Origin of the sequence: Mesorhizobium sp. M0243 (assembly GCF_040321775.1) — a bacterium.
In the GTDB taxonomy this organism is placed as follows: domain Bacteria; phylum Pseudomonadota; class Alphaproteobacteria; order Rhizobiales; family Rhizobiaceae; genus Mesorhizobium.
Genome location: NZ_JAMYSF010000019.1, coordinates 1 through 24,953 on the forward strand (window position 1 = coordinate 1; position 24,953 = coordinate 24,953).

Consider the following 24,953-nt stretch of genomic DNA (forward strand, 5'->3'; position numbering starts at 1 on the left):
AAACTTCTTCGTCGCCAGCGGCGAGCCGCCCTCGTTCGTGAGGCGTATATAGTCGCCACACTCGACAACTGTCAACACACATCGACAATGTTTTTGAAGTTTTTGCGACAGAAATTTCGGACCGGATCTGTCGATAGCCGACTGCCCCAGGGGAACGCTGGCAATACCGATTGGACGGCCAGGAAGGAGCCCTATTGCCGCCGCATTGCCGTTCGACACCAAAGCCAACGAAAGTGGGCGCCGCCGACGGAGCAGCCCCTCTCTTATGAGCCCTCCTATATAGGAGTGTGCGATGGCCTTGCAGAGAAGGTACACCGCCCCGCCTGGTAGGGCGCTCTATAAGAGAAGTGCTTGGGGGCAATTCGTTCGGAGCCTGGCGCTTCGTTGACTTCACCTGCCATGACAGGCAAATGTCACGGCCACAACAAAAGCGACAAGCCGTTCCGCCCGGGGAAGAAGCAGCCTTTCTGGATGCCAGACACGGAAGATGTCATAGCCGAACTCGGCAACGAGCCGCCGCTTGTCGCGGATGGCCGCAGCGGCCCGCCCGACCGGCGCGAGGTTTCTGCACGCTGGCTGTCGGGAACATTTCTCACTGGCGTCACCTCGAGCGTGCTGATGGGCGTGGCGCTGTTCGCCGCCCTTGACGGCCGCCAGCAACTAGCCACCCCACCCGAGATCGCCGAGTTGATCAGCCTTGCCGGCAACGGGGATTCTGGCGAAGTCGCCAAGACCACCAGGCTGGTGGCGCCGCGTCAGATCGCAAAGGCCAAGGACCGCCGCCGCATGGAAGTGTCGATGGTCACCAAGGTCGGCGACCGCGACGTTATCCACACCATGCCTTTCGTCCAGATCAAGATGGCCCTTGCCGCCGGCCACACCACCAGCCGCGCCTACCCACCCTTCGACCCGATGCAGGTGTTCGGCGACGACAGCGACGACAATGCCCAGCCGGCGACGGCCTCTGCCGCTTCCGGCCAGATCTACGGCGCCAAGGTCGAAAGCGAGATGAGCCTGAAGACCATCGATTTTCCGATCGAAACGGCTTCCTTCGACGAAAAGAGTGACCTCTCCGCCGACGAGGTGGAAAAAGTGGTGCGCGAAGCCGGCACCGACCTCAGCGACGGCGCCGTGCAGGTCGCTTCACTTCACTATGTCGACCCGCAGCGATTCGGCGAAGCTTTTGCCGAGAGCATGGCGGGCTCCTACGACGTCAAGATCGTGCCGGAAAATGTCTCGGTGGCGCCCCGCGCCACTGTTGACGACCAGGCGCCGGCTTTCGCCGAGGAAATCATCCCCTTCACCAAGGATCTCGACGTCACCGAGGCTTTTGCTAATTCGGGCTACACGGGTGAAGATGCCACCGGAATGGCCGAAGCTATCGCCAAGTTGCTCAACGCAACGGCGCTCAAAGCTGGAACCGTGCTGCGTGTCGGTCTTGAGGTTCACGGCGATGCCGCCAAGGTCGTGCGCACCAGCGTCTATGACCGGACCCAGCACATCGTCACCATCGCGCTCAACGATCGCGGCCAGTATGTGCCGGCGCAGGAACCGGATCCGAACCCCGAATTGCTGACGGCCTTCGATGATTCGTCGGCGCCCGTGGTGGTGCGCGGCAACCTGCCCAACGTCTATGACGGCATCTACCGCGCCGCCTATTCCTACGGCATGTCCAAGGTGATGACGCAGCGGTTGATCAAGTTGCTGGCGTCCGACGTCGACTTCCAATCCCGCCTCAGCCCCGCCGACCGCATCGAAGTCCTGTTCTCGCAGCCCGACGGTGACGACCAGACCTCGGACAGCTCCGAGCTTCTTTACGTCTCGGCGACGTTCGGCGGCCAGACCCGCAACTTCTACCGCTTCCAGATGCAGGACGGCGGCACCGACTATTTCGATGAGGACGGCTCGAGCGCCGAGCAGTTCCTGTTGCGCAATCCCCTGCCCGCCGGGAAATTCCGCTCCGGTTTCGGCGCCCGCAGGCATCCCATCCTCGGCTATGTCCGCATGCACACCGGCGTCGACTGGTCCGCGCCGATCGGCACGCCGATCATCGCCGCCGGCAACGGCACGGTCGAGAAGGTCGGCTGGGCCGGCGGTTACGGCAAGCAGATCATCATCCGCCATGCCAATGGCTATGAGACATCATACAATCACCAGAGCGCTTTTGCCAAAGGCATCGAACCGGGCGTGCACGTCCGCCAGGGCCAGACCATCGGCTTCCTCGGCCAGACCGGCCTCGCCACCGGCCCGCATCTTCACTACGAACTGATCGTCAACGGCACCAAGGTTGATCCGATGCGTGTCCGCCTGCCGGTCGGCAAGGTGCTGAAGGGCGATGACCTCGTTGCCTTCAAGCGCGAGCGCGAGCGCATCGACGAACTGCTGAAGCAGGAAGACAGCGATTCGCTGAAGGTTGCGAGCGCCAAGATCGACGGTTGACCCGCTTCAGCCTTGCTGATCTTCGGCCTGTCGCGGCCATGGCAATCGCTCACCGGGAATGGTCGTCCAGGCGATGACAGCCGCAAACAGGCAAAGCAGCGCGGTCACCGAAGAGACCGCGGCAAAAGCGGCGTCGCTGGCGGCGAGCCTCGCCGCATCGATGGCCGGCGCAAGCCCGGCTGGCGCCGGTTCACCAAATCCTGGGATGCCCGGCGTTGCGCTCGCGTCCAGCGCATTCGCGTAAACCCATGCGGCAAGCGAGCCCATCGCCGCCACCGCGATCAAACCGCCGATGCGTGAGACGGCATTGTTGATGCCGGAGGCCGCCCCCGTGTCCTTGTCTTCCACCGCCGTCATGATCGCGGTCGACAAAGGCGATACGACCAGAGCCATGCCGAGCCCCATCAGCCCCATCAGCGGGAATGTTCCGGTCCAGAAATTATGGATACCGGCGTAGGTGAGCAAGGCCAGCCCGGCAAACGCAAAAGCCACGACCAGGCTGCCGCAGGCGATCGGAAAACGCGGTCCGATCCGGTCCGACAGCTTGCCGACAGGTCCCGACAAAAGCGCGATCGCTGCTGACAAGGGCAGGAAGATGAAGCCGACCTCGGCCGTGCTCAGTCCCCAGCCGGCGATCAGCAGCATCGGCAGATAGAAAAGGTTGGCCGATAGCGCGAAATAGAGGAAGAACGTCGCCACATTGGCACCGGCGAAAGCACCGACACGAAACAGGCTGAGGTCGATCATCGGCTCACGCTGCCGAAGCTCGAAGACGATGAAGGCAGCCAGCAATACGACGCCTGCGGCAATGCTCGGCCCTGCCATGAGGCCCTCGCCGCTCGCGCTCATCGAGGTCAGCCCATAGGCAAGCGCGCCGAAGGCCAATGTCGCGAGCGCTGCACCGCCGAGATCCAGGCTGCGTTTCTCCGTCGGCGTATCGGCTGGAACCTTGGCCAGCAGCAGCCAGATCGAAATAAGCCCGAGCGGCAGGTTGATGGCGAAGATCGCCCGCCAGATGCCGTCGCCGAAGGCCGACAGCACGAAGCCGCCGAGCACCGGGCCAAGTGCCGTGGTCAGCGCCGAAGCCGCCGCCCAGATGCCGATAGCGCGGCCGCGTTCTTTCTTCGGGTAGGCCTTGGCGATGATGGCGAGGCTGCCGGGCACCATGATCGCTGCGCCAATGCCCTGGACGGCACGAAATGCGATCAGCACAATGGCATTCGGCGCCAGCGCACAGGCAAGCGAAGCGACGATGAACAGCGCAATGCCGGCCACGAAGGCGCGGCGTAGGCCGAATCGGTCGCCAGCGGCACCCCCGGCCAGGATCAGCGCCGAGAGCGTCAACGCATAGGCATTGGAAATCCACTGCGCCTCGGCAAGGCTGGCGCCAAGGTTGACGCGGATCGCCGGCGTGGCGATGGCCAGGATCGAGCCGTCTATGAAGCCAAGCGCCGAGGCCAGGATTGCCGCGATCAGCACAAATCGCCGCTGCGACTGCGGACAGAACGTCCCATTCATGACCGGGCTGGTCAGCGGGACGGCGGCAGCTTTACTCGGTGAATGCATGAAACCTTGCTTAAACCCCTAGCGCACCAGCAACAACCGGCCAGTGGCTTGCAGTCGCTGAAAACAGCCGTTTGGCCAGGGTTGCACCATGTCAGGGTGCAAATGGCACAGTCATGCCAGCCCCGTTACGTGCAGCCGGCGGGGATTTCGATAAGGCGACCACTTGAAAGCTCGGTTTCATCCCGATCGTGCAGCTGGTCTATGCCGCCGCACTTCACAGCTCACTGCTGCGCAAGGCTATCGGCTGAAGGTCCGCCGACAAACTCCACCGTGACACCCGGCGAAACCAGCTTGGCCAACTCCCGCGCATCCCAGTTGGTCAGGCGTACGCAGCCATGGCTTTCGGTCTTGCCTATCTTCGACGGATCCGGCGTGCCGTGGATGCCATAGGTCGGCTTGTCCAGGGCGATCCAGACCGAGCCGACGGGACCGTTCGGGCCCGGCGGAATGGTCAGGACCTTGTCGTTTTGGCCCTGCTTGAAATTGATGCTGGGGTTGTAGGTGTAGTTCGGATCGAGCGCGACGCGCGACACCGTGTGTATGCCGGACGGTGACGGCGTGTCCGATGAGCCGATGGTTGCGGGATAGGCCGCGACCAGTCTGCCGCCGGCATCATAGGCGAAAACCTCTTTCTTGTCCTTGTCCGCGACGATGCGGGCCACCGGCGTCGAAACCAGTTTTCCGAAATTGGCGACCTTGATGGTCGTGCCGGGACGATTGAAATCGACGTCCGGGTTGAGCGCTTTGAGATAATTCTCGTCCATGTGGAAGCGCTCCGCGAGCGCCTCGGTCACCGACGTGTAACCCATGCGGTCGAGTTGCGCCTTCTGGCTGTAGTCTTCCGGGATCGACGCGACATAGGGACCGGCCGCATCCTCCGCTGTGATCGTGTAGTTGGCGAAGGCATCGCCGCCGGATTGCGCAAGTGCCGCCTGGATGGCGACCGCGTCGGTCGATCGCAGATTGGCGCCGGTGATCTGGTTGTAGGCAGCGAGCGCCTTGTCGACATTCGAACCGAAACGCCCGTCGATGACGCCAGGCGAAGCGCCACCCCGGTCGAGCAGCACCTGAAGGGCGGCGACATCCTGGCGCGCTCCCAGCGAAAGTGCCGGGGCAACAGTGGTCTTGTCGCCAGCCTTTGGTGGCAGAGCCGCCTGATCGGCGGGTATCGCCGGCTGGGCAGGGTCTATCGAGGCCTCGTTCAGCGGCTGGCGCTTGATGGTGCCCGGCTTCGCCGGCTGCGGCGCGTCGGGATAATTGTCGTCGTAGCTGCCATCGTCCTGCGGTGGGGGAGGATAGGCTTCGACGGAATTGTCCCCATAGGGATCGTACTCGTCCGCCGGCGGCGGGATAACGCGGCCTTCCTCTTCCAACTGCTGGCGGCGGAACCGCGCCATGTCTTCCGGATCGTCGAGATAGTAGCGGTCGTCGCCGTCGGGGGCGCGGCCCAATTCGCGCAGTCGTGTCTCACGGCGCAGGGCACGACGGTCGAGCCGGGTCTGCGGCGGCTGGATGGCGATGACCTTGCCGGTATCGGCATCGACGATGACGCGGTTGCCTCTAGCGTCGTAGTAGATGTCGAGATTGCCGTCCTGGGCGATAAGGATGCCCCCGGTATCGGCGGCACGGACAATCGGTGGTGCGCTGTCCTGCGTTGGGGCAGCGATTGCATTGGCAGACAAAAGCCCGCCGGCAAGTACCGAAAGGGTGAAGATCGTACGCAGCATAGTGGCGAAACTCTCCGGTCCGTAATTGCCGCCGCCCGGCATTGTTCTCTGGCGAAGCCCCTCGCCAGCAAACCAGTTACCCACCATATGGTTCCAACATGAACCGGGCATGAAGATGGCGGTTTTCCGGCGCCTCGAGGAATATAGACTAGCTTGCGGCAAGTCCTAATTCCTTGCGCGCCTGCCTGGTCAGTTTCAGGGCTACAAGGCGATGGCTCTCGCGCAAATAGTCCTTCAGCGCGGCATCATCCATGCTCTGGCTTGTCCGACGCTGGATCCATGTCATGCCGCGCGAGGCAAGATAGGGCGCGGGCCGCAGGCCCGGCTGCTCCTTGAGCACGTCATAGGCGATATCGGAGCATTTGAAGGTGACGAAGAGCTGCTGGCCCTGGTCCCAGCCGCCGACCGCGAAGACCTTGGCCCCGATTTTCCAGACATGGGCGCCGCCCCACTGGACGACATGGCTCGTCGCGGGCAGCGAGGCGCAGAAGCTGTTGTAATCGTCCAGTGTCATCCGCGCCCGCTTTTTTGCGCATGTCGCCCAAAAGTGGCCCCGATTTTGGGAGAACGACATGCATATGACAAAGACCTCAAAAGCCGCGCGTCCGGGATGGACGCGCGGCTTGGATCAGGCTGCCACTTCCGCCGCCACAATCGTCGGTTTCGAGCGGAAGTTCAGCCGGTCGGAACCGGCTGTCACCTTGACGGTCGAGCCGTCGAGGATGTCGCCGAGCAGGATCTTCTCCGCCAGCGGGTCCTGCAATTCCTTCTGCATCACTCGCTTCAGCGGTCGCGCGCCATAGGCAGGGTCGTAGCCCTTAGCCGCCAGCCAATTGATCGCCTCCTGGTCCAGCGAAAGTGTGATCTTGCGATCGACAAGCAGGCTCTCCAGCCGCTTGAGCTGGATCTCGACGATGCGGCCCATATCCTGCCGGCGCAGCCGGTGGAACAGGATCACCTCGTCGACGCGGTTGAGGAACTCCGGCCGGAACGACGCCCTGACGACACCCATCACCTCGTCGCGAACCAGATCGACGTCCTGATCCTCGCCGAGATTGACGAGAGATTCGGCGCCGAGGTTCGACGTCATGATGATCAGCGTGTTGCGGAAGTCGACCGTGCGGCCCTGGCCATCGGTCAGGCGGCCATCGTCGAGCACCTGCAACAGCACGTTGAACACATCGGGATGCGCCTTCTCGATCTCGTCGAACAGCACGACCTGATAAGGCCGGCGCCGCACCGCTTCGGTCAGCGCGCCGCCTTCCTCATAGCCGACATAGCCGGGAGGTGCGCCGATCAGCCGGGCGACCGAGTGCTTTTCCATGAACTCCGACATGTCGATGCGCACCATCGCGCTGTCGTCGTCGAACAGGAAGCTCGCCAGCGCCTTGGTCAACTCGGTCTTGCCGACACCCGTCGGCCCGAGGAACATGAACGAGCCGATCGGCCGGTTCGGATCCTGCAAGCCCGCGCGGGCGCGCCGCACAGCCTTCGAGACAGCTTGCACCGCCTCGCCCTGGCCGACGACGCGCTTGCCGATCTCGTCCTCCATGCGCAGCAGCTTGTCGCGCTCGCCCTGCAGCATCTTGTCGACCGGAATGCCGGTCCAGCGCGAGACGATATGGGCGACGTGGTCGGGGGTGACCACCTCTTCGACCATGCCGACCTTGCCGTCCTGGGCCTCGGCCTCCTTCAGCTTCTTTTCCAGCTCCGGGATCTTGCCATAGGCAAGCTCGCCGGCGCGCTGGAATTCACCCTTGCGCTGGGCAATGGCAAGGTCGTTGCGCGCCTCGTCGAGCTGCTTCTTCAGATCGGCGGCAAGCCCGAGCTTCTGCTTCTCGGCCTGCCATTTGGCGGTGATCTCGGTCGATTCCTCCTCAAGGCCGACGAGTTCCTTTTCCAGGCGGGCGAGCCTGTCCTTCGAAGCATCGTCCGTCTCGACTTTCAGCGCCTCGCGCTCGATCTTGAGCTGCATGATGCGGCGATCGATCTCGTCCAGCGCCTCGGGCTTGGAATCGACCTGCATGCGCAGCCGCGATGCGGCTTCGTCGACCAGGTCGATCGCCTTGTCCGGCAGGAAGCGATCGGCGATGTAGCGGTTGGACAGCGTCGCCGCCGCCACCAGCGCCGAATCCGAAATGCGCACCTTGTGGTGCTGCTCGTATTTTTCCTTCAGGCCGCGCAGGATCGAAACGGTGTCCTCCACCGTCGGCTCGTCGACGAACACCGGCTGGAAGCGGCGGGCAAGCGCTGCATCCTTCTCGACATGCTTGCGATACTCATCGAGCGTGGTGGCGCCGACGCAGTGCAGCTCGCCGCGCGCCAAAGCCGGCTTCAACAGGTTCGACGCATCCATGGCGCCATCCGCCTTGCCGGCGCCGACCAGCGTGTGCATCTCGTCGATGAACAGGATGATGTTGCCGTTGGCCGAGGTGACTTCGGAGAGCACGGCCTTCAGCCGCTCCTCAAACTCGCCGCGATATTTGGCGCCGGCAATCAGCGCGCCCATGTCGAGCGCCATCAGTTGCTTGTCCTTCAGCGATTCCGGTACGTCGCCATTGACGATGCGCAGCGCCAGGCCCTCGGCGATCGCCGTCTTGCCGACGCCCGGTTCGCCGATCAGCACCGGATTGTTCTTGGTGCGGCGCGACAGCACCTGGATGGTGCGGCGGATCTCGTCGTCACGGCCGATCACGGGGTCCAGCTTGCCGGCACGGGCATCCGCGGTCAGGTCGCGCGCGTATTTCTTCAGCGCGTCGTAGCCCTGTTCGGCACTCGCCGAATCGGCGGTGCGGCCCTTGCGGACATCGTTGATGACCTGGTTGAGCGCCTGCGCGGTGACGCCGGCCTTGGCCAGTATGTCGGCGGTCTTGGCCGATTTCTCCATGGCGAGCGCCTGCAAGAGCCGCTCCACCGTGACAAAGCTGTCGCCGGCTTTCTTGGCCAGTTCCTCGGCGGTCGAAAACACTTTTGCCAGCGGCTGGGCCAAATAGAGCTGGCCATTGCCGCCCTCGACCTTGGGCATCGCTTCGAGCGCCGTCTCGACGCCAAGCTTGACGTCGCGGACGTTGCCGCCGGCGCGTTCGATCAGCGACGCCGCCAGGCCCTCATCGTCGTCGACGAGCACTTTCAGGATATGTTCAGGGGTGAATTGCTGGTGGTTGCGGGAAAGCGCCATAGTCTGCGCGGACTGGATAAAGCCGCGCACGCGCTCTGAGTATTTCTCAAGGTTCATATCTGTCTCCTTCCATCACCGGCCCGCTTTGCGGCACCGGATCCGATTGCGGTGACGGACCCGCCCATTCGAGCCGGGTCCAGTTGAGGCTGATATGGTGCACAAGCTCCGAACCCTCAAGACGTCTCGATATCGGCAACTTCATAATATTGCACGGCCGCCCAAACGAAAACGGCGGAGATTTCTCTCCGCCGTTCAATGCCTTGAAATGCCGTTCGATCAGTTGTCGATATCGACATTGACCGGCTGGGCATTGCCGCTTTCGACCGGGGCCGCCTCGGCACTTTCGCCACCGCCGTCAGCCTGATCGGCGTTGACGCGCGGGCGGCGCGGACGACGCGGACGACGGGCAGCCCCGCTTTCGGCGGCCGCCTCGTTGAGTTCGGCCTGGGCGGCAAGACCTGCCGGGGAAAGATTCTCGAACGACGGAGCCGGTTCGGCCGGCGCTGCAGATTCGGTCGGCGAAACGGCTTCGCCCTGAACCGGGGTCTCGTTGCCCTGGGGCTGACCACCTTGTTCCACGGGTGAACCAAAGTCGCGCTGGCCGTTCTGGCCATAACCGCCATTGGGGCGACGATCGCGATGGCGCCCGCCATTGTTGTCGCGGCCACCATTGTTACGCCCGCCATTGTTATCGCGGGCCTCGCGGCCACCTTCCCGGTTGAGCGCAACCTCGGCAGGCGTCCCTTCGATGACCGGCTGCGGGCCGGCGCCATGGTTGATCACCGGGACCTGGACGTCGGAAACAGTGTTGCTGTTGTTGTTGCCGCCATTGTCGAAATCGTCGCGATCCTCGTCGCCGTCATCGTCGAAATCATCGCGATTCTGCTGCGCGTTCTGGATCGGCATCTGCGCCTGTGCGGCCGCGATGATGCGATTGTAGTGCTCGGCGTGCTGGAGATAGTTCTCCGCCATGACCCGGTCGCCGGAGCTGTGAGAATCGCGGGCAAGGGTGGCGTATTTTTCGGCGATCTGCTGAGCCGAACCGCGGATCTTCACATCCGGGCCATTGCTCTCGTAGTTGCGCGTCAGGGGATTAGGCCCCTTGCGGTTGTTGTTGTTATTGTTGTTGTTATTGTTACCACCGCCGCCGCCACTATTGTTGCGACCGCGCATGCGCCTGTTCTGCTGTTGTGGCCTCATCAAACTCTCTTCATTTTGAAATTTTCGAAAAACTCTTCACGAACGGAGGCGCTCATGCAGCCAGCCGTTTCGTCTCTTCACCGGCGTTCGCCCGCATCGATTGCGTTGGCGCCACGTGCCATCCTGTTCCGGTTACATCACTTGCCGGACGATTCCCGCACGAAGCTTGGGCATCGTTTGCGCAAGAAGGCAGCTATTTCCGAGGAAAACCGAATCGCTAAGAGCACTGCCTGCTTCGTCTCATCCGGTTAAGGCGACCCTAGCCGCATTCCCCGGCATTGCCAAGCGCTTTTTTGCACTGCGTCAAGGCTTTATCCTTTCAAAGACAACAACCCTGTCGTTTCCACCGAGGTCACGAAAAGCACCGCCCGGCACGTAGCCGGCTGCAGCGAATATCTCGCAGACCTCATTGCGTTGCGTATGGCCGATCTCGACCGCAATCCTGCCTTCAGTTTCCAAAAACCTTGCCGCTTCCGCTGCGATGGTTCTGTAGGGGTTCAGACCGTCCGCGCCGCCATCCAGGGCCAGGCGCGGGTCGAAATTGCGGACTTCGTCCTGCAGATTTCCAATGTCTTCCGTGGTTATATAGGGAGGGTTTGCGACAATTACATGGTACCGGCCGGAAACTTTTTCGAACCAGTCCGACTGCAGCGTCGTGAACCGGCCTGCAAGACCCAGTTGCCCGGCATTGCGCGCCGCCGTCACCAGCGCACCCGCGGACAGGTCGACGCCCGTGGCGTTAGCCGTCGGCACGACACTGAGCAGCGCCAGCGCAATGGCGCCGGTGCCGGTGCCAAGATCGAGGATGCGGCACCCGCCTTCCCGCGCCGCAACTGCCTTGACGAAGGGCAATATCGCCTCGACCAGCGTTTCGGTATCCGGCCGCGGCTCCAGCGTTTCCGGCGACAGCGACAGGCGCAAACCGTAGAATTCACGATAGCCGAGGATGCGATGCACCGGTTCGCCGCTAGCGCGGCGTCTCAAGGCGGCATCGATTTCGGCAACAACGCCGGCGCCGAGCCTGCGTTCGGGGTCCGCAATGGCTTGCGTGCGCGTCGTGCCCGAAAAATGCTCGACGATCAGCCGCGCATCGAGCGCCGGATCATCGATAGCGGCAGCGGCAAGCCGAGCCTGCGCTTCCCGCAGCAGCGGCCCGAGTGCATCGGGCAGGTCAGTCATCGATGCCGATGTCGGCGAGCAATTTCGACTGGTGATCGGCGATCAGCGCGTTGATGATCTCGTCGAGTTCGCCCATCATTACCCGGTCGAGTTTGTAGAGCGTCAAATTGATGCGGTGGTCGGTGACGCGCCCTTGCGGGAAATTATAGGTGCGGATGCGTTCCGAGCGGTCACCGGAACCGACCTGTGACTTGCGCGATTCGGAACGCTCCTCGTCGGCCTTTCCGCGCTCCAGATCATAGAGCCGGGCCCGCAGGATCTGCATGGCCTTGGCGCGGTTCTGATGCTGCGATTTCTCCGCCTGCACGACCATGATGCCGGTCGGCAGATGGGTGATGCGGACGGCCGAATCGGTGGTGTTGACGTGCTGGCCGCCCGAACCCGATGCACGCATCGTGTCGATGCGGATGTCTTCGGCCCTGATGTCGATGTCGACCTCTTCGGCTTCGGGCAGCACCGCGACGGTTGCCGCCGAGGTGTGGATGCGCCCGCTCGCCTCGGTCGCCGGCACGCGCTGCACCCGGTGCACGCCGGATTCGAACTTCAGATGCGCAAAGACGCCCTTGCCCGACACCGTGGCGATGATCTCCTTGAAACCGCCGGCATCGCCATCACTGGCCGAGGCGGTCTCGAAACGCCAGCCGCGTTCGGCGGCGTAGCGCTCATACATTCGAAACAGGTCGCCGGCGAACAGCGCCGCCTCGTCTCCGCCGGTGCCGGCGCGGATTTCGAGAATGGCGTTCTTGTCGTCGGCCGCATCCCTGGGCAACAGCAGGATCTGGATGTCCTTCTGCAGCGCCTCGATACGGTCCTCGACCTCCGGCAGCTCGGCCTCGGCGAGCGCCCGCATCTCGGCATCGGTGCCCTTGTCGGCAAGCATGGCTTCGAGGTCAGCCTGCTCATGCTCGGCCAGGCGCAGCGCCCTGACCTTGGCCACCATGTCCTGGATTTCGGCATATTCGGACGCCATCCGCACATAGGCATCCGGCGCCGGGCCAGCCGACATCTGCGCTTCGAGCATCTCGAAACGCTTGACGACTTGATCCATACGATCGCGGGGCAAATTGACCATGATGAGGCTGCTACAACGGGATCGAACGGTCGTCGGCAAAGGCCTGCAGCAGCGCCCGCATCGGCAAGCCCTGTGCCGGAGCCATCAGATTGTCGTCGAAAAACGCCTTCAACTCGTCCAGCGGCAGTTCCGTCAGCATCGCCTTGACCGGACCGATCGAGGCCGGCGACATCGAGATCGAGCGGAAACCGAGTCCGATCAGCGCCATCGCCGAGATCGGCTTGCCTGCCAGTTCACCGCACAGCGTCACCGGCGTATGGTTGCGGACGCCGGCATCGGCGATCTGCTTGAGCACCCGCAGGAACGGCGCCGACAGCGTGTCGAAGCGGTTGGCCAATTGCGTGTTGCCGCGGTCGACGGCCATGACGAACTGGAACAGGTCGTTCGAACCGACCGAGACGAAATCGACCGCCTTCATCAATTCATCAAGCTGGAACAATAGCGACGGCACTTCCAACATCGCCCCCAGCTTCAGGCTGGTCGGCAAATGATGGGCAAAGCGCGACAAATGCCGCACCTCGCGGTCGATGATCTCGCGTGCCTGGGCGATCTCGCCCAGCTCGGTCACCATCGGCAGCATCAGCTTCAATTCGCGGCCGCCGCTGGCCTTGAGCAAAGCGCGGATCTGGGTGCGCAACAACCCTGGCCGGTCGAGCGTCAGGCGGATCGCCCGCCAGCCAAGCGCCGGGTTCTCTTCCTGGATCGCACCCTTGAAATAGGGCAGCACCTTGTCGCCGCCAATATCGATGGTGCGGAAGGTGACCGGCTTGCCGCGCGCCGCCTCGAGCACGTCGCGGTAGAGCTTTTCCTGGGCCTCGGCCCGGGGAAAAGTGGAAGCGACCATGAATTGCAATTCGGTGCGGAACAGGCCGATGCCGGCCGCGCCCGCTTCGGCAAGCTGCGGCAGGTCGACGGCAAGACCGGCATTCATCAGCAAATCGACCTGGACACCATCCCTGGTCGTCGACGGCTTCTTGCGCAGCTCGCGGTAGACCTCTTGCCGGCGCGCCCTGAAACGCACCTTTTCGGCGTAGGCGGCCTCGAGATCTGGCTGCGGCCGCAAATGGATCACGCCCTCTTCGCCGTCGACGATGATGGCATCGCCGTTTTCCGCCATGGAAACGGCGCCCTTCATTTGGCCGGCGACGGGGATGCCCATGGCACGCGCGACGATGACGACGTGACTGGTCGCGGCACCATCCTCGAGCACCAGCCCGCGCATCTTGTCGCGGGGATAATCGAGCAGCTCGGCGGCCCCCATCGAACGGGCGACGATGATGGCGTCCTTTGGCAGCGATGCCGCGACATCTTCCGGCCCGCGCCCCATCAGCTGGCGCAGCAGGCGGTTGGCGAGGTCGTCGAAATCGCTCATCCGCTCGCGCAGATAGGGATCGGTCATGTGCAGCATGCGGGCGCGCATGTCGCTCTGCACCTTTTCCACCGCGGCTTCCGCCGTCAGGCCGTTGCGGATGGCCTCTTCCAGCCGTCGCACCCAGCCGCGATCGTTGGCGAACATGCGATAGGCTTCCAGCACCTGGCGATGCTCGCCCTCGAAGGCGACGTCGCGGCGTTCCAGCATGTCGTCGATGGACAGCCTGAGCGAGCTGAGTGAGGTCTCGAGCCGGCGGACCTCTTCCTCGCTGTCTTCGTTGAACAGATTGGTGACGACGATGCGCGGCTCGTGCAGCACGACATGGCCGAGCCCGACGCCCTCATTGAAGGACAGGCCGGTAAAGCTGACAGGACGGCGCAGATCGAGTTCAAGGCCGGGCCGGGTCAGCCGCGCCAGATCGCCAGTGGCGATCATCTCGGCGATCACCATCGCGGTGGTTTCCAGCGCCTCGACCTCGTCGTCGCGGTAGTGGCGCATGGTCTTGTTTTGCACCACCAGCACGCCCAGCGTGCGCCCTGCCCGCAGCACCGGCACGCCGAGGAACGAGTTGTAGATCTCTTCCCCGGTCTCCGGCAGATAGGCGAAGGCAGGGTGTTCCTGCGCATTGGACAGGTTGAGCGGCCGCGCGCTGGCGGCGATCGTGCCGACCAGACCTTGGCCCAGCCGCAACTGCGCCAAATGGACGGCGTTCGGGTTCAGACCTTCGGTGGCATAGAGTTCGAGCACCGAATCGGCGCGCAGCACATAGAGCGAGCAGACTTCCGCGACCATGTTGGAGGCGATGTCGCGCACAATCCGGTCAAGCCGCTCCTGCGGCTCCAGCGGCTCCTGCATGAGCTCGCGGAGCCGTTTGAGCAAAACGCGCGGGCCACTGGCCTGATCACGCATCGCGGCTTGTTCTCCAATGGGCATTCTGCCCGCCGCAGTTTCCACCGCGACCGGCGCACACGCAACAACTCAAATCGTTCTCGCTACTGCTTATCCAGACCGTAGACGGAATGCAAAGTACGAACCGCAAGTTCCGTATATGGACCGTCGATCAGGATCGAAATCTTGATCTCGGAGGTCGTGATGGCGCGGATGTTGATCGATTTGTCGGCCAGCGCCTTGAAAGCGGTGGCGGCGACGCCGGCATGGCTCCTCATGCCGATGCCGATGACCGAAACCTTCGACATGCCGGCTTCCGACTGCACGACATCGTAGCCGATCGAGGCCTTGAGGCGTTCAAGCACGGCCAGCGCCTTGTCGACATCGCCCGACGGCACGGTGAAGGTCATGTCGGTGAACTTGCCGTCCTCGGAAATGTTCTGGACGATCATATCGACATTGATGTTGGCCTCGGCCAGCGGCCCGAAGATGCCGGCGGCAACGCCCGGCCGGTCGCCGACCCGGCGCAGCGAAATCTGCGCTTCATCCTTGGCGTAGGCAATTCCGGTGACGACCTGCTGTTCCACGATCTCTTCCTCGTCGCAAATGAGCGTTCCGGGCGGATTGAGCAAATCCCCCATTCCGGGCGCGTCGGGATCGTCGAAGGACGACCGCACGAAGGTACGCACCCTGTGCACCATGGCAAGCTCGACCGAACGCACCTGCAGAACCTTGGCGCCGAGCGAAGCCATTTCAAGCATTTCCTCGAACGAGATCTTGGCCAGCCGCCGCGCCTTGGGCTCGATCCGCGGATCGGTGGTGTAGACCCCGTCGACATCGGTATAGATGTCGCAGCGATCGGCCTTGACCGCCGCGGCGATGGCGACAGCACTGGTGTCGGAGCCGCCGCGGCCGAGCGTGGCGATGCGATTGTCCGGGCCGATGCCTTGGAAACCGGCGATCACCGCCACCTGGCCCTCGCCGAAGCGCTTGATCAGGAACGCGCCGTCGATGTCGAGGATGCGCGCCGCGCCATGCGCATTGTCGGTCTTGATCGGGATCTGCCAGCCCTGCCAGGAGCGGGCATGCACGCCCATGTTCTGCAAGGTGATGGCCAGAAGGCCGGCCGTGACCTGCTCGCCGGAAGCGACGACCGCATCATATTCGCGTGCGTCATGCATCGGCGAGGCCTCACGCGTCCAGCCGACCAGTTCATTGGTTTTCCCGGCCATCGCCGAAACGACCACCGCCACCTCATGGCCGGCGTCGACCTCGCGTTTGACGTGACGCGCCACGTTGCGGATGCGGGCGATGTCGGCGACCGAGGTTCCGCCGAATTTCATCACGATGCGCGCCATGGGAGCGAAATGCCTTTGCCTGAAGCCGAATCCCGGCCAAAAGCCGGAATCCCGAAAAGCGGAAGGCCGGCTGACGCCGGCCGCTGAATGCGCGGCCTCCTTAGCCAAATGATGAAGGTTTCGCAAGGCTGGCGACCGATTGCCGGCTCCAGAAGCCGGCATATTGCCTTCCGCCCCGCCGCCGCTTACGAAATGCAGCCTGCGGGGAATTCTTTTGGTTCGGCATAACAGATGATGATTGCTCGTCTTCGACGTGCCATGCGATGGCAATCGCTCCCGCTCGTCGCCGGCTTTGCCGTGCTGGCGCTGATTGTCGGCAGCCGAGCCATGCTGGTCGAGGAACAGCGGGCCAACCGCGCTGCCGCGCGCGAGGCAATCGAATATCAGCAATTGCTTTCGGGTCTGCTTTCTCTGGCACAGGAAGCCGAAAACGGTCAGCATGGCTACCTGCTGACCGGCGAGAAATCCTATCTCGAACCCTATCGGAACGCTGTCGGCGCCATTCCGGGGCAACTTGCCCGCATCGACAGCTTGACCGCCCCCGATGAACAGCTCGTCCAGCCGATCAACCATATCAAGGACGCGCTTTCGCAAAAGCAGGCTGAACTGGCCGAGACGATTGCCCTGTACGACCAGGGCAATGCGACGAAAGCGCTGGATCTGATTCGCAGCGGCCAGGGCAAGGCAGTCATGGACGAAATCCGGACCAGCATGGATACGGTCCGACGCATCAGCGCCGCAGCCGTCGCCGCGCGCGACGAGCATATCGATCAGGTCGAGGCCTGGCTGCGCATCGGCTCGCTGGCGGCGCTGCTGGCGATCTTCCTGCTTGCCGGCTACGCGATCAGGGAATCGCGCCGCCGCTTCCATGAGGTTGCCGTTGCCCAGGATGAGTTGGTGCGCAAGAACGTGGCGCTCGGCAATGAGATCGAGACACGTGAAAAGGCCGAATCCCAGATCCGCCAGATGCACAAGATGGAGGCGGTCGGCCAGCTTACTGGCGGCATCGCCCACGACTTCAACAACATGCTGGCGGTGATCATCAGCGCCATGAATCTCGCCCAGCGCAAGCTGGCGCGCGGCGAGCACGACATCGCACAATTCATCGATGCGGCGATCGATGCCGCGACCCGTGCCGCCAATCTGACGGCCCGGCTGCTCGCCTTCTCGCGTCAGCAGCCGCTGGCGCCGCAGATCGTCGACGCCAACCGCCTGCTGACCGGGATGTCCGACCTGATCCGGCGGGCACTCGGCGAAACCATCCGCATCGAAACGGTGCTGGCAGGAGGCTTGTGGAAAACCCATGCCGACCCGAGCCAGATCGAGAACGCCGTTCTCAACCTGGCCGTCAACGCCCGCGACGCCATGGGCGATGATGGCAAGCTGACCATCGAGACCGCCAACAGCCATCTCGACGACAGCTACGCCGCCGCCCATGCCGAAGTCGCGGCCGGCCAGTATGTGATGATCGCCGTCAGCGATACCGGTTCGGGCATGACCCCCGATGTCATCGCCAAGGCCTTCGAACCCTTCTTCACCACCAAGGCGGTCAACAAGGGCACCGGACTGGGGTTGAGCCAGGTGTTCGGCTTCGTCAAGCAGTCGGGTGGCCATGTCAACATCTATTCCGAACCCGGCGAAGGCACGACGATCAAGATCTACTTGCCGCGGTATTTCGGCGCCGAAGAGCCGGCCGGGCCCACGGGGCGGGGCGACAACCCCGCCGCACCGGTCACCGAAGCGATCCTTGTCGTCGAGGATGATGCCCGCGTGAGGGTCTCCACCACCGAGGCCATACGCGAACTCGGATACACCGTCATTCATGCCGCGAGCGGCGAGGAAGCGTTGCAGAAACTGGCGGAGAACCCGAACGTCGCCCTACTGTTCACCGACATCGTCATGCCCGTCATGAACGGCCGCAAGCTGGCGGAAGAGGCCCTTGCCCGCATGCCGCTGCTGAAGGTGATCTTCACCACCGGCTTCACCAGGAACGCGGTGGTCCACAACGGCGTGCTCGACCACGACGTGCATTTCCTCGCCAAGCCCTTCACCATCGAGCAACTGGCGGCGAAACTGCGTGACGTGCTCGGCACGACGCAGGGCGCAGCGGATTGATCACAATCGCTTCAGTCTGACGCAGCCGCGCTTCTCCACAGGCCAGGATAGTCGACAACGAAGCCGTGCGGCGAGATGTTGAGGGTCTCGTCATAGCCGAATACCGGCGCGGCATAGGCATAGCGAACCGTGTCGAGACGCCGATAGGTCTGATCGAGGCGCACCAGGCTCAGTTCAGGGAAAGTCAGGTAGGCGGCCGGGGCAGGCGTCGCCTTGCCGATGCCGAGGCCATACCGGCGGATCGCCAGCAGGTTCGATGCCGGTGTGAAGCCAAGATCGACATCGACAAGGCCGTCGACGCCCTGCTGGACTTCGCCATTCAGCGTCCACTGGCCGTCCGAATCGCGTTCGATCGCATAATGCAGCTTGCGGGTGCCGAGAAAGCCGTCGATCCGCGCTGAACGCGTGCGCCAGCCGACACCGCAGATCACCTCATAGCCAAGGCAGCACGGCTTGCCGTCCTGGATGAAGATGGCCTGTCCCTCGAGACTGTGCCCGATATTGGTCTGTGAAAGCAGGCAGGCATCATGGCCCTCCACGTCCAGCCGACGCCAAAGGATCGAAGCCGTCATTGTTGTCATCGTCACCTCCCTAGAATTCGAAACGATGCCTTGTCCTTCGCCCGCCAAGCCAACCGTGTTTCACCGCGGCGTTCGTCAGCTGACATGCCCTGACAGAATCCGGCTCCCTGCCGGCAGAGGAAAATTGTTGCCTTGACATTCGCAGTCTCACGCCCGACTTCCTAGCGCATGACCCCGAAATCGAAGTCGATTTCGGAAAGGATCATGCGCAGAATCTAAAGTGCTACAGCGTCCTTTGCGCGTCCAAGAGGACGCGCGGCGCTGTAGTGTCGAGGAGACCTATCGATGCCAGAGCCCCGACGATCGACGATCGATGCCGGAGAAGTGGAACGCTTTTCCGCCCTTGCCGCCGAATGGTGGAACCCGAACGGCAAGTTCCGTCCCCTGCATAAATTCAATCCGGTCCGGCTGGCCTATATCCGCGACCAGATAGCGACGCGCTTCGGCCGTGACCCGCGCGCTGCAAGACCTTTCGAGGGCCTGCGCATCCTCGACATCGGCTGCGGCGGCGGACTTCTGTGCGAGCCGATGGCGCGGCTTGGCGCCGAGGTTGTGGGCGCGGATGCCTCCGAAACCAACATCGAAGTGGCCAAGCTGCACGCTGCCGAGGGCAATGTCAGCGTCGACTATCGCGCCACGACGGCCGAAGACCTTGCCGACGCCGGCGAGAAATTCGACGTCATCCTCAACATGGAAGTGGTCGAGCATGTCGCCGACATCGACCTGTTCGTCGCCAAATGCGGCGAGATGGTGCGGCCCGGCGGCATCATGTTCGTGGCCACCATCAACCGCACGCTGAAGGCGCTGGGCTTAGCCATCATCGGCGCCGAATATGTGCTGCGCTGGCTACCGCGCGGCACCCACCAATTCGGCAAGCTGGTGCGCCCGGAAGAGCTCGAGAAGGCGCTTGGCGGCGCTGGCCTGACCATCATCGACCGCACCGGCGTCACCTACAACCCGCTGGCCGACCGCTGGGCGCGGTCGAAGGACATGGACGTCAACTACATGGTCCTGGCGGAAAAAGGCTCGGTCTGAAGGCTGATCTGGAGATTTGTCGGGCCGTGGACAGTGTGAGAGCCCGACAATTGGCGCTTGAGCTTCCCGAAGCGGCCGAGAAATCGCATTTCGGCAAGGCCGACTTCCGGGTACGCAATCGCATCTTCATGTCGCTGCCCGAAAACGATCGCGCCGTCATAAAGCTCGACACCGGCCAGCAAGAGATGACGACTGCAGCCGAACCGCTGGTTTTCAAGCCAGTGCCTGGTGGATGGGGACGAAAGGGCTGGACGTCGATCATTCTTGACGCATGCGATGAACAGACATTTCGCAGCGCAATACGGATGTCATGGCGAAATGTTGCCCCGCCGGCTCTCAGGAAAATCTTTGACGCGAGCCAGGCCTAACGGATCGGCAAGGCGGTTCCGGCTGCAGGAACTCGACCCTTCTGGCTTTGTGCCCTGGTGGTGATGAACACGCCGGCAGTGATGATGAGCGCGCCTGCCCAGGTCAGCAGCTGATAGTGCTCGCCGAGGAAGATGGTTCCGGCAAACAGGCCGACGGCGGCCGCCACATAACCGATCTGGCTGAGATAGACCGGACCGCCAACCGCCTGCAGCCGGAAGAAGAAGGCAAACATCGCCGACGCCGACGCGACCTGCGCGACCACCACCAGCGGCACGCCGCCGAGTGGCACGAAAGCCTCGCCGCCGAACAGGAGAAGAATGCCGGCAAGCAGCATCGCCGCTGACGCCAGATGGCTGCCGACGGCAAGCTCGATCGGGCCTGTGCCGTCCGGCCAGTCGACCGTGCGGTAGATGTTGCCGACGGCAAGGCTGACCGGAATGAGCAACCCCATCGCCACCCAGAACAAATCGGCCGGCTGGCCGGCCTCGCCGCGCGTCACCGCGACCATGACAGCGCCGACGAAGCCGACGGCGATGCCGACAATGCCCAGCATGTTGGGGCGCCGGACACGCAACAGGATCGAGAACACCAGTGTGATGACAGGCGACAGGGTGAACATGATGCCGGTGTAGCCGGCGCCCAGATGCGGGATGGCCGAGAACATCAGGAGGTTGGGGACAGCATAGGACACCGCGGCGGTGACGAAGAAATAGCGCAGTTTGTGCGCGGTGAGCCGGACCCGCTTGCCGCGAGCCAAGAGCACGCACAGCAAGACCCCGCCGGCGCCGAGCGAGATGACGAAGGCCCAGACCATGGCCGGCACGCCGGCAGCCGTGGCGAGCTTGCCGAAGGGCAGCGTCAGGCCGAGCAGGCCGCCGGTGACGACCAGCAGGCCGAGCGCCGAATCCCAGAGAAGTTTCATTGACCGAATCCTGTAGCGCGGCTCTTGGCCGGCATTGCATGTTACGATAAGATAATGGCAAGATTCTTAACGTCAAGATAAATAATGGTGAGACAATTGGACAGGGCAGCAAGAGCGATCGAGCAATGGAAGCGGGAGCGGCCGGATCTGGATGTCTCGCCGATGGCCGTGCTCGGACGGCTGAACGAGGCCTCCTCGCTGATCGCCCGCGAGCGCCTGGCGCCGCTGTTTGCCCGTTATGGATTGCAGCCTGGGGAATTCGACGTGCTGGCAACGCTGCGCCGCTCGGGCTTACCTTACGCGTTGACGCCAACCGCTCTCTATGAAGCGACGATGGTGACGTCGGGCGCCATGACCAACAGGCTCGACCGGCTGGAGATGTCCGGATTGATCCTACGCGGGCCGCACCCCAACGATCGGCGCGGCATTGTCGTGCGGCTGACCGAAAAAGGCCTGGCCTTGATCGATGAGGCCGTTACCGCCCATGTGGCCAACGAACACGCGGTGCTTTCGGGCTTGACGCAGGCGGAACGCGAAACGCTCTCTCGGCTGCTTGAGAAATTGATCGGCAGCGTCAGCTAGCCGGTCAGTTGCGATCGTCCGGGAATACCGGGATCGGCATGAACTCGACGCCGTCCTCGGCTAGGCTCTTGGCCTCGTCCAGCGTCGCCTCGCCATAGATGCCGCGCGGGTCGCTCTCGCCGAAATGGATCTTTCGCGCTTCCTCGGCGAACTTGTCGCCGACATAGTCGGCATTCTCGCGCACCTTCTCGGCCATCGCCTTCAGCTGCGCCAGAGCCTGCTTCTGCGCCTCCCCCATGGCGAGCGCTATGGTTTCCTGCTTGCGCGCCGTGGAGACAGCCGGCGCCATCAGCGCTTTCTGCACCTTGTGCGAACCGCAGGTCGGGCAATCGACAAAGCCGCGCTTCTTCTGGGTGTCGAAATCGTCGTTGCTGCGGAACCAGCCTTCGAATTCGTGCTCGTGCTCGCAGATCAGAGCAAAACGGATCAAGAGGCTGCACCCCTGAGCCGCGGCGCCTCGCCCAAGCCGGCATTGACGGCGAAATCCCGCGCATTTCTGAGATTGGGGATCTTCTTACGCGCGGCAAGCGACTGCGCCGGGTCGATCTCGGCGATGATCACCGCCGGCTCGTCATGCGCGGCTTCCGCGATGATACGGCCCCACGGATCGACGATCAGCGAATGACCGTAGGTCTCGCGGCCATCCTCATGCAAGCCACCCTGCGCGGCGGCGACGACATAGGCGCCATTCTCGATGGCGCGGGCCCTGAGCAGCACGTGCCAGTGCGCCTCGCCGGTCTGGCGGGTGAAGGCGGCAGGTACGGAAAGCAGGTCGGCGCCGGCCAGTGCCTCGGCGCGGAAGAGTTGCGGAAAGCGCAGATCGTAGCAAACGGCGAAGCCGAGCTTTGCACCCTCGATCTCGGTGACGACGGCCTCGGTGCCCGGCTCATAGGCGGCGGATTCGCGCCAGCTCTCGCCATTGTCGAGATCGACGTCGAACATGTGGATCTTGTCGTATGTCGCGAGCGTGGCGCCGTCCGGCCCGAACAGCAGCGCCCGGTTGGCGAGCTTGCCGTCGGCGCGTAAAATGGCGGTCGAGCCGATATGCAGGAAGATGCCGAGCTCCCTGGCCAGCCTGTGCGCGGTCGCGACGACGATGTCCTTGTCCTGCGACATGAACGATGTGGCGCGAGCTTCCTTGTCGCGAATCAGCGCGCCGGTCATTTCCGGCGTCTGGATGTAGGCGGCACCTTGGCCAGCTGCTTCGCGCACCAGCCGTTCGAGATCGACGGCGTTGCGCTCGGGGCTCTCGCCTGAACGCATCTGGATCGCAGCGGCTTTGAAAACACCCATCGTCATTCCCTCAATTCGTCGCGCCGTCGGCGAGCAGTTTGTCGAGCCCGCCTTCGGCCTCCAGCTCGTGGAGATCGTCACAGCCGCCGACATGCGTATCGCCGATGAAAATCTGCGGAAAGGTCGTGCGGCCATGCGCCCGGGAGATCATCTCCTGGCGCAGTTCCGGCGAGAAGGAGGCATCGTGCTCGGTAAAGGCTATGCCCTTGCGCTCGAGCAGCCGCTTGGCTGCCGTGCAATAGCCGCACATCATGCGGGTGTAGATCGTGACATCGGCCATGACGAATTTCCGCTGTTCGTTGCCGACTTATATAGTCGCGGACTCGTCCGCCCGGAAGTCCCCCGGCAACACACGCGCAAAGGTCAGCACGTCGACGGCGGCCGCACCTCCCCTTTTCAGCGCCTTGGTGGCGGAACGCACCGTGGCGCCGGTGGTGTAGACATCATCGATCAAAAGCACCCTGCGGCCGGCGATCTCGATTTCCGCCTCGGCGGGTACCCGAAAGGCGGCCCGCACATTTTCCTCGCGCTCCCCGCGCTCCAGCCCGACCTGCTGGCGGGTGAGTTTCACGCGCCGCACCGCCGAGGGGGCGAAGGGCAATTCGCTGAGTACCGAGACCGCCCTCGCCAACTCCGCCGATTGGTTGAAGCGCCGCCTGAAAAAGCGCCGCCAGTGCAGCGGCACCGGCACCACCACGTCCGCGTCGGCGATGAGATCGGCACCGGCGCGAACCATCCAGCGCGCCATCCATGGTGCCAGATCCGTGCGATCCTGGTATTTCAGCCCCTGCACCATCTGTCGGGCAACGCCGGAATAGGCGACCGCCGCCCGCGCCCGCTCGAAAGGCGGCGGATCGGCAATCGCCTCGGCCGACAGAAAGCCTTCGCCCATATGGTGGGTGAACGGCGTGCCCATGACCGCGCACCATGGCCGCTCCAGCAGCCTAAGCTTCGGCCAGCAGGCGCCGCACAGCACGCCCGGCTGCGAGACATGCCGGCGGCAACCGGCGCAGACCGGCGGAAACAGCATCCGCGCCGGCCAGCCGACAACCGACCGGGCCAGGTTCGTGATTCCGATGGACTTGATCTTGGGCATCGGATCGGCCACGTGGTTGCTCCTGCACGCCACTATATCAACGATCTCGGAGCGTGGACAAACAAAGGATCTGCCCGTTGCAGCCGATAATGGATACCTCTCTGTGGCTGGCGCACAAGCGGCGCGCCCTTGCCCATCCGGTCGACGGCGCGGACTTCCTCATGCGCCGCACGGCCGAGGACCTTGCCGACCGGCTGGGCGCCGTCGAGCGCAGGTTCGGCAAGGCGGCTGTGCTGTTTTGCCAGACGCCGGCGGCGGCCGAAACGCTCGCCGAAAGCAGCAAGGTCGCCGACATTGTCCGCGTCGAGGCGGACACGGCCTTCCTGAGCGGTGGCGGCGCCGGCTTGATCGCACCGCTCGAAACCGTGCCGTTCGAAGCGGAAAGCCTCGATCTGGCGGTGTCGCTTCTGTCGCTGCAGGCCATGAACGACATCCCCGGCATGCTGATCCAGATCCGCCGTGCGTTGCGGCCGGATGGGCTTTTCCTCGGCGCCTTTGCCGGCGCCGGTACGCTTTTCGAGTTGCGCGAAAGCCTGCTTTCGGCCGAGACCGAGCTTTACGGCGGCGCCAGCCCGCGTGTCGCCCCGTTCACCGACGTGCGCGATGCCGGTGCGCTGCTGCAGCGCGCCGGTCTCGCTCTGCCGGTCGCCGACGTCGAGACGGTGACCGTGCGCTATGCCAGCCTGTTTAACCTTATGGCGGATTTGCGGGCCATGGGCGAGACCAATGCGCTCACCGATCGCAGCCGGCGGCCGGGCTCGCGCAAGCTGTTTGCCCGTGCGGCGGAAATCTACGCCGAGCGGTTTTCCGACCCCGACGGGCGCGTGAGGGCAAGCTTCTCGATTGTCTGGATGTCCGGCTGGGCGCCCGACGCATCGCAGCAAAAACCGCTGAAGCCAGGGTCGGCCAAGATCTCGCTGAAGGCAATTCTGGAGGCGCCCGGCGGGCAATGATCCTGCCCGCAGGCGCGGAAAAGCCGGA

General features: G+C 63.6%; 22 protein-coding genes. 6 read left to right on the forward strand and 16 right to left on the reverse strand.

The genetic code is table 11. The features are described 5' to 3' along the window. Window positions 1–219, reverse strand: a 219-nt coding sequence (locus NKJ11_RS22480; protein WP_352794312.1) for a hypothetical protein, incomplete at its 3' end; no start/stop codon positions are given. Between the two features lie 252 nt (window positions 220–471). Here NKJ11_RS22480 and NKJ11_RS22485 point away from each other — a divergent pair. Next, on the forward strand, window positions 472–2,439 hold the full coding sequence (locus tag NKJ11_RS22485) for a M23 family metallopeptidase (RefSeq protein ID WP_164892966.1): 1,968 nt from the start codon (window positions 472–474) through the stop codon (window positions 2,437–2,439). Between the two features lie 6 nt (window positions 2,440–2,445). Here NKJ11_RS22485 and NKJ11_RS22490 read toward each other — a convergent pair whose 3' ends face one another. From NKJ11_RS22490 to NKJ11_RS22530, 9 genes are all read right to left on the reverse strand, one after another. After that, window positions 2,446–4,005: an MFS transporter gene (locus NKJ11_RS22490; RefSeq protein ID WP_128304547.1), complete on the reverse strand. Its 1,560-nt coding sequence runs from the start codon at window positions 4,003–4,005 to the stop codon at window positions 2,446–2,448. Window positions 4,006–4,226: 221 nt separating this feature from the next. Continuing rightward, window positions 4,227–5,732 carry a L,D-transpeptidase family protein gene (locus NKJ11_RS22495; protein WP_128304574.1) on the reverse strand — a complete coding sequence of 502 codons (1,506 nt, stop codon included), beginning with the start codon at window positions 5,730–5,732 and terminating at the stop codon, window positions 4,227–4,229. A gap of 148 nt (window positions 5,733–5,880) precedes the next feature. Beyond that, window positions 5,881–6,246 carry an MmcQ/YjbR family DNA-binding protein gene (locus NKJ11_RS22500; RefSeq protein ID WP_352794288.1) on the reverse strand — a complete coding sequence of 122 codons (366 nt, stop codon included), beginning with the start codon at window positions 6,244–6,246 and terminating at the stop codon, window positions 5,881–5,883. 114 nt (window positions 6,247–6,360) lie between these two features. Continuing rightward, window positions 6,361–8,967 (reverse strand): ATP-dependent chaperone ClpB, encoded by a 2,607-nt coding sequence (gene clpB, locus NKJ11_RS22505; protein ID WP_128304549.1) that lies wholly within the window; start codon window positions 8,965–8,967, stop codon window positions 6,361–6,363. A gap of 219 nt (window positions 8,968–9,186) precedes the next feature. Further along, window positions 9,187–10,110, reverse strand: a complete 924-nt coding sequence (locus NKJ11_RS22510) for a DUF4167 domain-containing protein (protein ID WP_128304550.1) — start codon at window positions 10,108–10,110, stop codon at window positions 9,187–9,189. 303 nt (window positions 10,111–10,413) lie between these two features. Beyond that, a complete protein-coding gene (gene prmC, locus NKJ11_RS22515) occupies window positions 10,414–11,289 on the reverse strand; it encodes a peptide chain release factor N(5)-glutamine methyltransferase (protein WP_128304551.1) in 876 nt (291 codons plus the stop codon). Further along, on the reverse strand, window positions 11,282–12,361 hold the full coding sequence (prfA, locus tag NKJ11_RS22520; protein ID WP_128304552.1) for a peptide chain release factor 1: 1,080 nt from the start codon (window positions 12,359–12,361) through the stop codon (window positions 11,282–11,284). Before prfA ends, prmC begins: the two co-directional genes overlap by 8 nt. Window positions 12,362–12,371: 10 nt before the next feature. After that, complete coding sequence (ptsP, locus tag NKJ11_RS22525) at window positions 12,372–14,642, reverse strand: phosphoenolpyruvate--protein phosphotransferase (protein WP_013529460.1); 2,271 nt, start codon at window positions 14,640–14,642, stop codon at window positions 12,372–12,374. A gap of 83 nt (window positions 14,643–14,725) precedes the next feature. Next, a complete protein-coding gene (locus tag NKJ11_RS22530) occupies window positions 14,726–15,979 on the reverse strand; it encodes an aspartate kinase (protein ID WP_013529459.1) in 1,254 nt (417 codons plus the stop codon). Window positions 15,980–16,237: 258 nt separating this feature from the next. On the opposite strand from NKJ11_RS22530, the gene NKJ11_RS22535 reads away from it, so the two are divergent. Beyond that, window positions 16,238–18,094 (forward strand): CHASE3 domain-containing protein, encoded by a 1,857-nt coding sequence (locus NKJ11_RS22535; protein WP_352794289.1) that lies wholly within the window; start codon window positions 16,238–16,240, stop codon window positions 18,092–18,094. 11 nt (window positions 18,095–18,105) lie between these two features. Here the strand turns inward: NKJ11_RS22535 and NKJ11_RS22540 are convergent, their stop codons facing one another. Beyond that, window positions 18,106–18,675 (reverse strand): putative glycolipid-binding domain-containing protein, encoded by a 570-nt coding sequence (locus NKJ11_RS22540; protein WP_352794290.1) that lies wholly within the window; start codon window positions 18,673–18,675, stop codon window positions 18,106–18,108. A gap of 285 nt (window positions 18,676–18,960) precedes the next feature. On the opposite strand from NKJ11_RS22540, the gene ubiG reads away from it, so the two are divergent. Next, window positions 18,961–19,710, forward strand: coding sequence for a bifunctional 2-polyprenyl-6-hydroxyphenol methylase/3-demethylubiquinol 3-O-methyltransferase UbiG (gene ubiG, locus NKJ11_RS22545; protein ID WP_023811162.1), 750 nt, complete (start codon window positions 18,961–18,963; stop codon window positions 19,708–19,710). Between the two features lie 50 nt (window positions 19,711–19,760). Next, window positions 19,761–20,078, forward strand: a complete 318-nt coding sequence (locus NKJ11_RS22550; protein ID WP_245490379.1) for an MmcQ/YjbR family DNA-binding protein — start codon at window positions 19,761–19,763, stop codon at window positions 20,076–20,078. On the opposite strand, the gene NKJ11_RS22555 is transcribed toward NKJ11_RS22550, so the two are convergent. Beyond that, complete coding sequence (locus NKJ11_RS22555; protein ID WP_352554394.1) at window positions 20,075–21,001, reverse strand: DMT family transporter; 927 nt, start codon at window positions 20,999–21,001, stop codon at window positions 20,075–20,077. The two genes, NKJ11_RS22550 and NKJ11_RS22555, sit on opposite strands and share 4 nt — an antisense overlap. A 96-nt stretch (window positions 21,002–21,097) precedes the next feature. On the opposite strand from NKJ11_RS22555, the gene NKJ11_RS22560 reads away from it, so the two are divergent. Further along, window positions 21,098–21,583, forward strand: coding sequence for a MarR family winged helix-turn-helix transcriptional regulator (locus tag NKJ11_RS22560; RefSeq protein WP_352723283.1), 486 nt, complete (start codon window positions 21,098–21,100; stop codon window positions 21,581–21,583). Between the two features lie 4 nt (window positions 21,584–21,587). On the opposite strand, the gene NKJ11_RS22565 is transcribed toward NKJ11_RS22560, so the two are convergent. Genes NKJ11_RS22565 through NKJ11_RS22580 form a run of 4 tightly spaced genes read right to left on the reverse strand, consistent with a single transcriptional unit; the run spans window position 21,588 to window position 23,984 of the window. After that, window positions 21,588–22,013 carry a DUF1178 family protein gene (locus NKJ11_RS22565; RefSeq protein WP_023811158.1) on the reverse strand — a complete coding sequence of 142 codons (426 nt, stop codon included), beginning with the start codon at window positions 22,011–22,013 and terminating at the stop codon, window positions 21,588–21,590. After that, window positions 22,010–22,876, reverse strand: coding sequence for a carbon-nitrogen hydrolase family protein (locus NKJ11_RS22570; protein ID WP_352554395.1), 867 nt, complete (start codon window positions 22,874–22,876; stop codon window positions 22,010–22,012). Before NKJ11_RS22570 ends, NKJ11_RS22565 begins: the two co-directional genes overlap by 4 nt. Before the next feature lie 10 nt (window positions 22,877–22,886). Beyond that, entirely contained in the window at window positions 22,887–23,156 is a 270-nt protein-coding gene (grxC, locus tag NKJ11_RS22575) for a glutaredoxin 3 (protein WP_352794291.1), read from the reverse strand. 27 nt (window positions 23,157–23,183) lie between these two features. Beyond that, complete coding sequence (locus NKJ11_RS22580; RefSeq protein WP_352794292.1) at window positions 23,184–23,984, reverse strand: ComF family protein; 801 nt, start codon at window positions 23,982–23,984, stop codon at window positions 23,184–23,186. A 65-nt stretch (window positions 23,985–24,049) separates the two neighbouring features. Between NKJ11_RS22580 and NKJ11_RS22585 the strand changes: the two genes are divergently transcribed. Continuing rightward, on the forward strand, window positions 24,050–24,925 hold the full coding sequence (locus NKJ11_RS22585; RefSeq protein ID WP_128304557.1) for a methyltransferase domain-containing protein: 876 nt from the start codon (window positions 24,050–24,052) through the stop codon (window positions 24,923–24,925). Window positions 24,926–24,953: the final 28 nt, after the last annotated feature.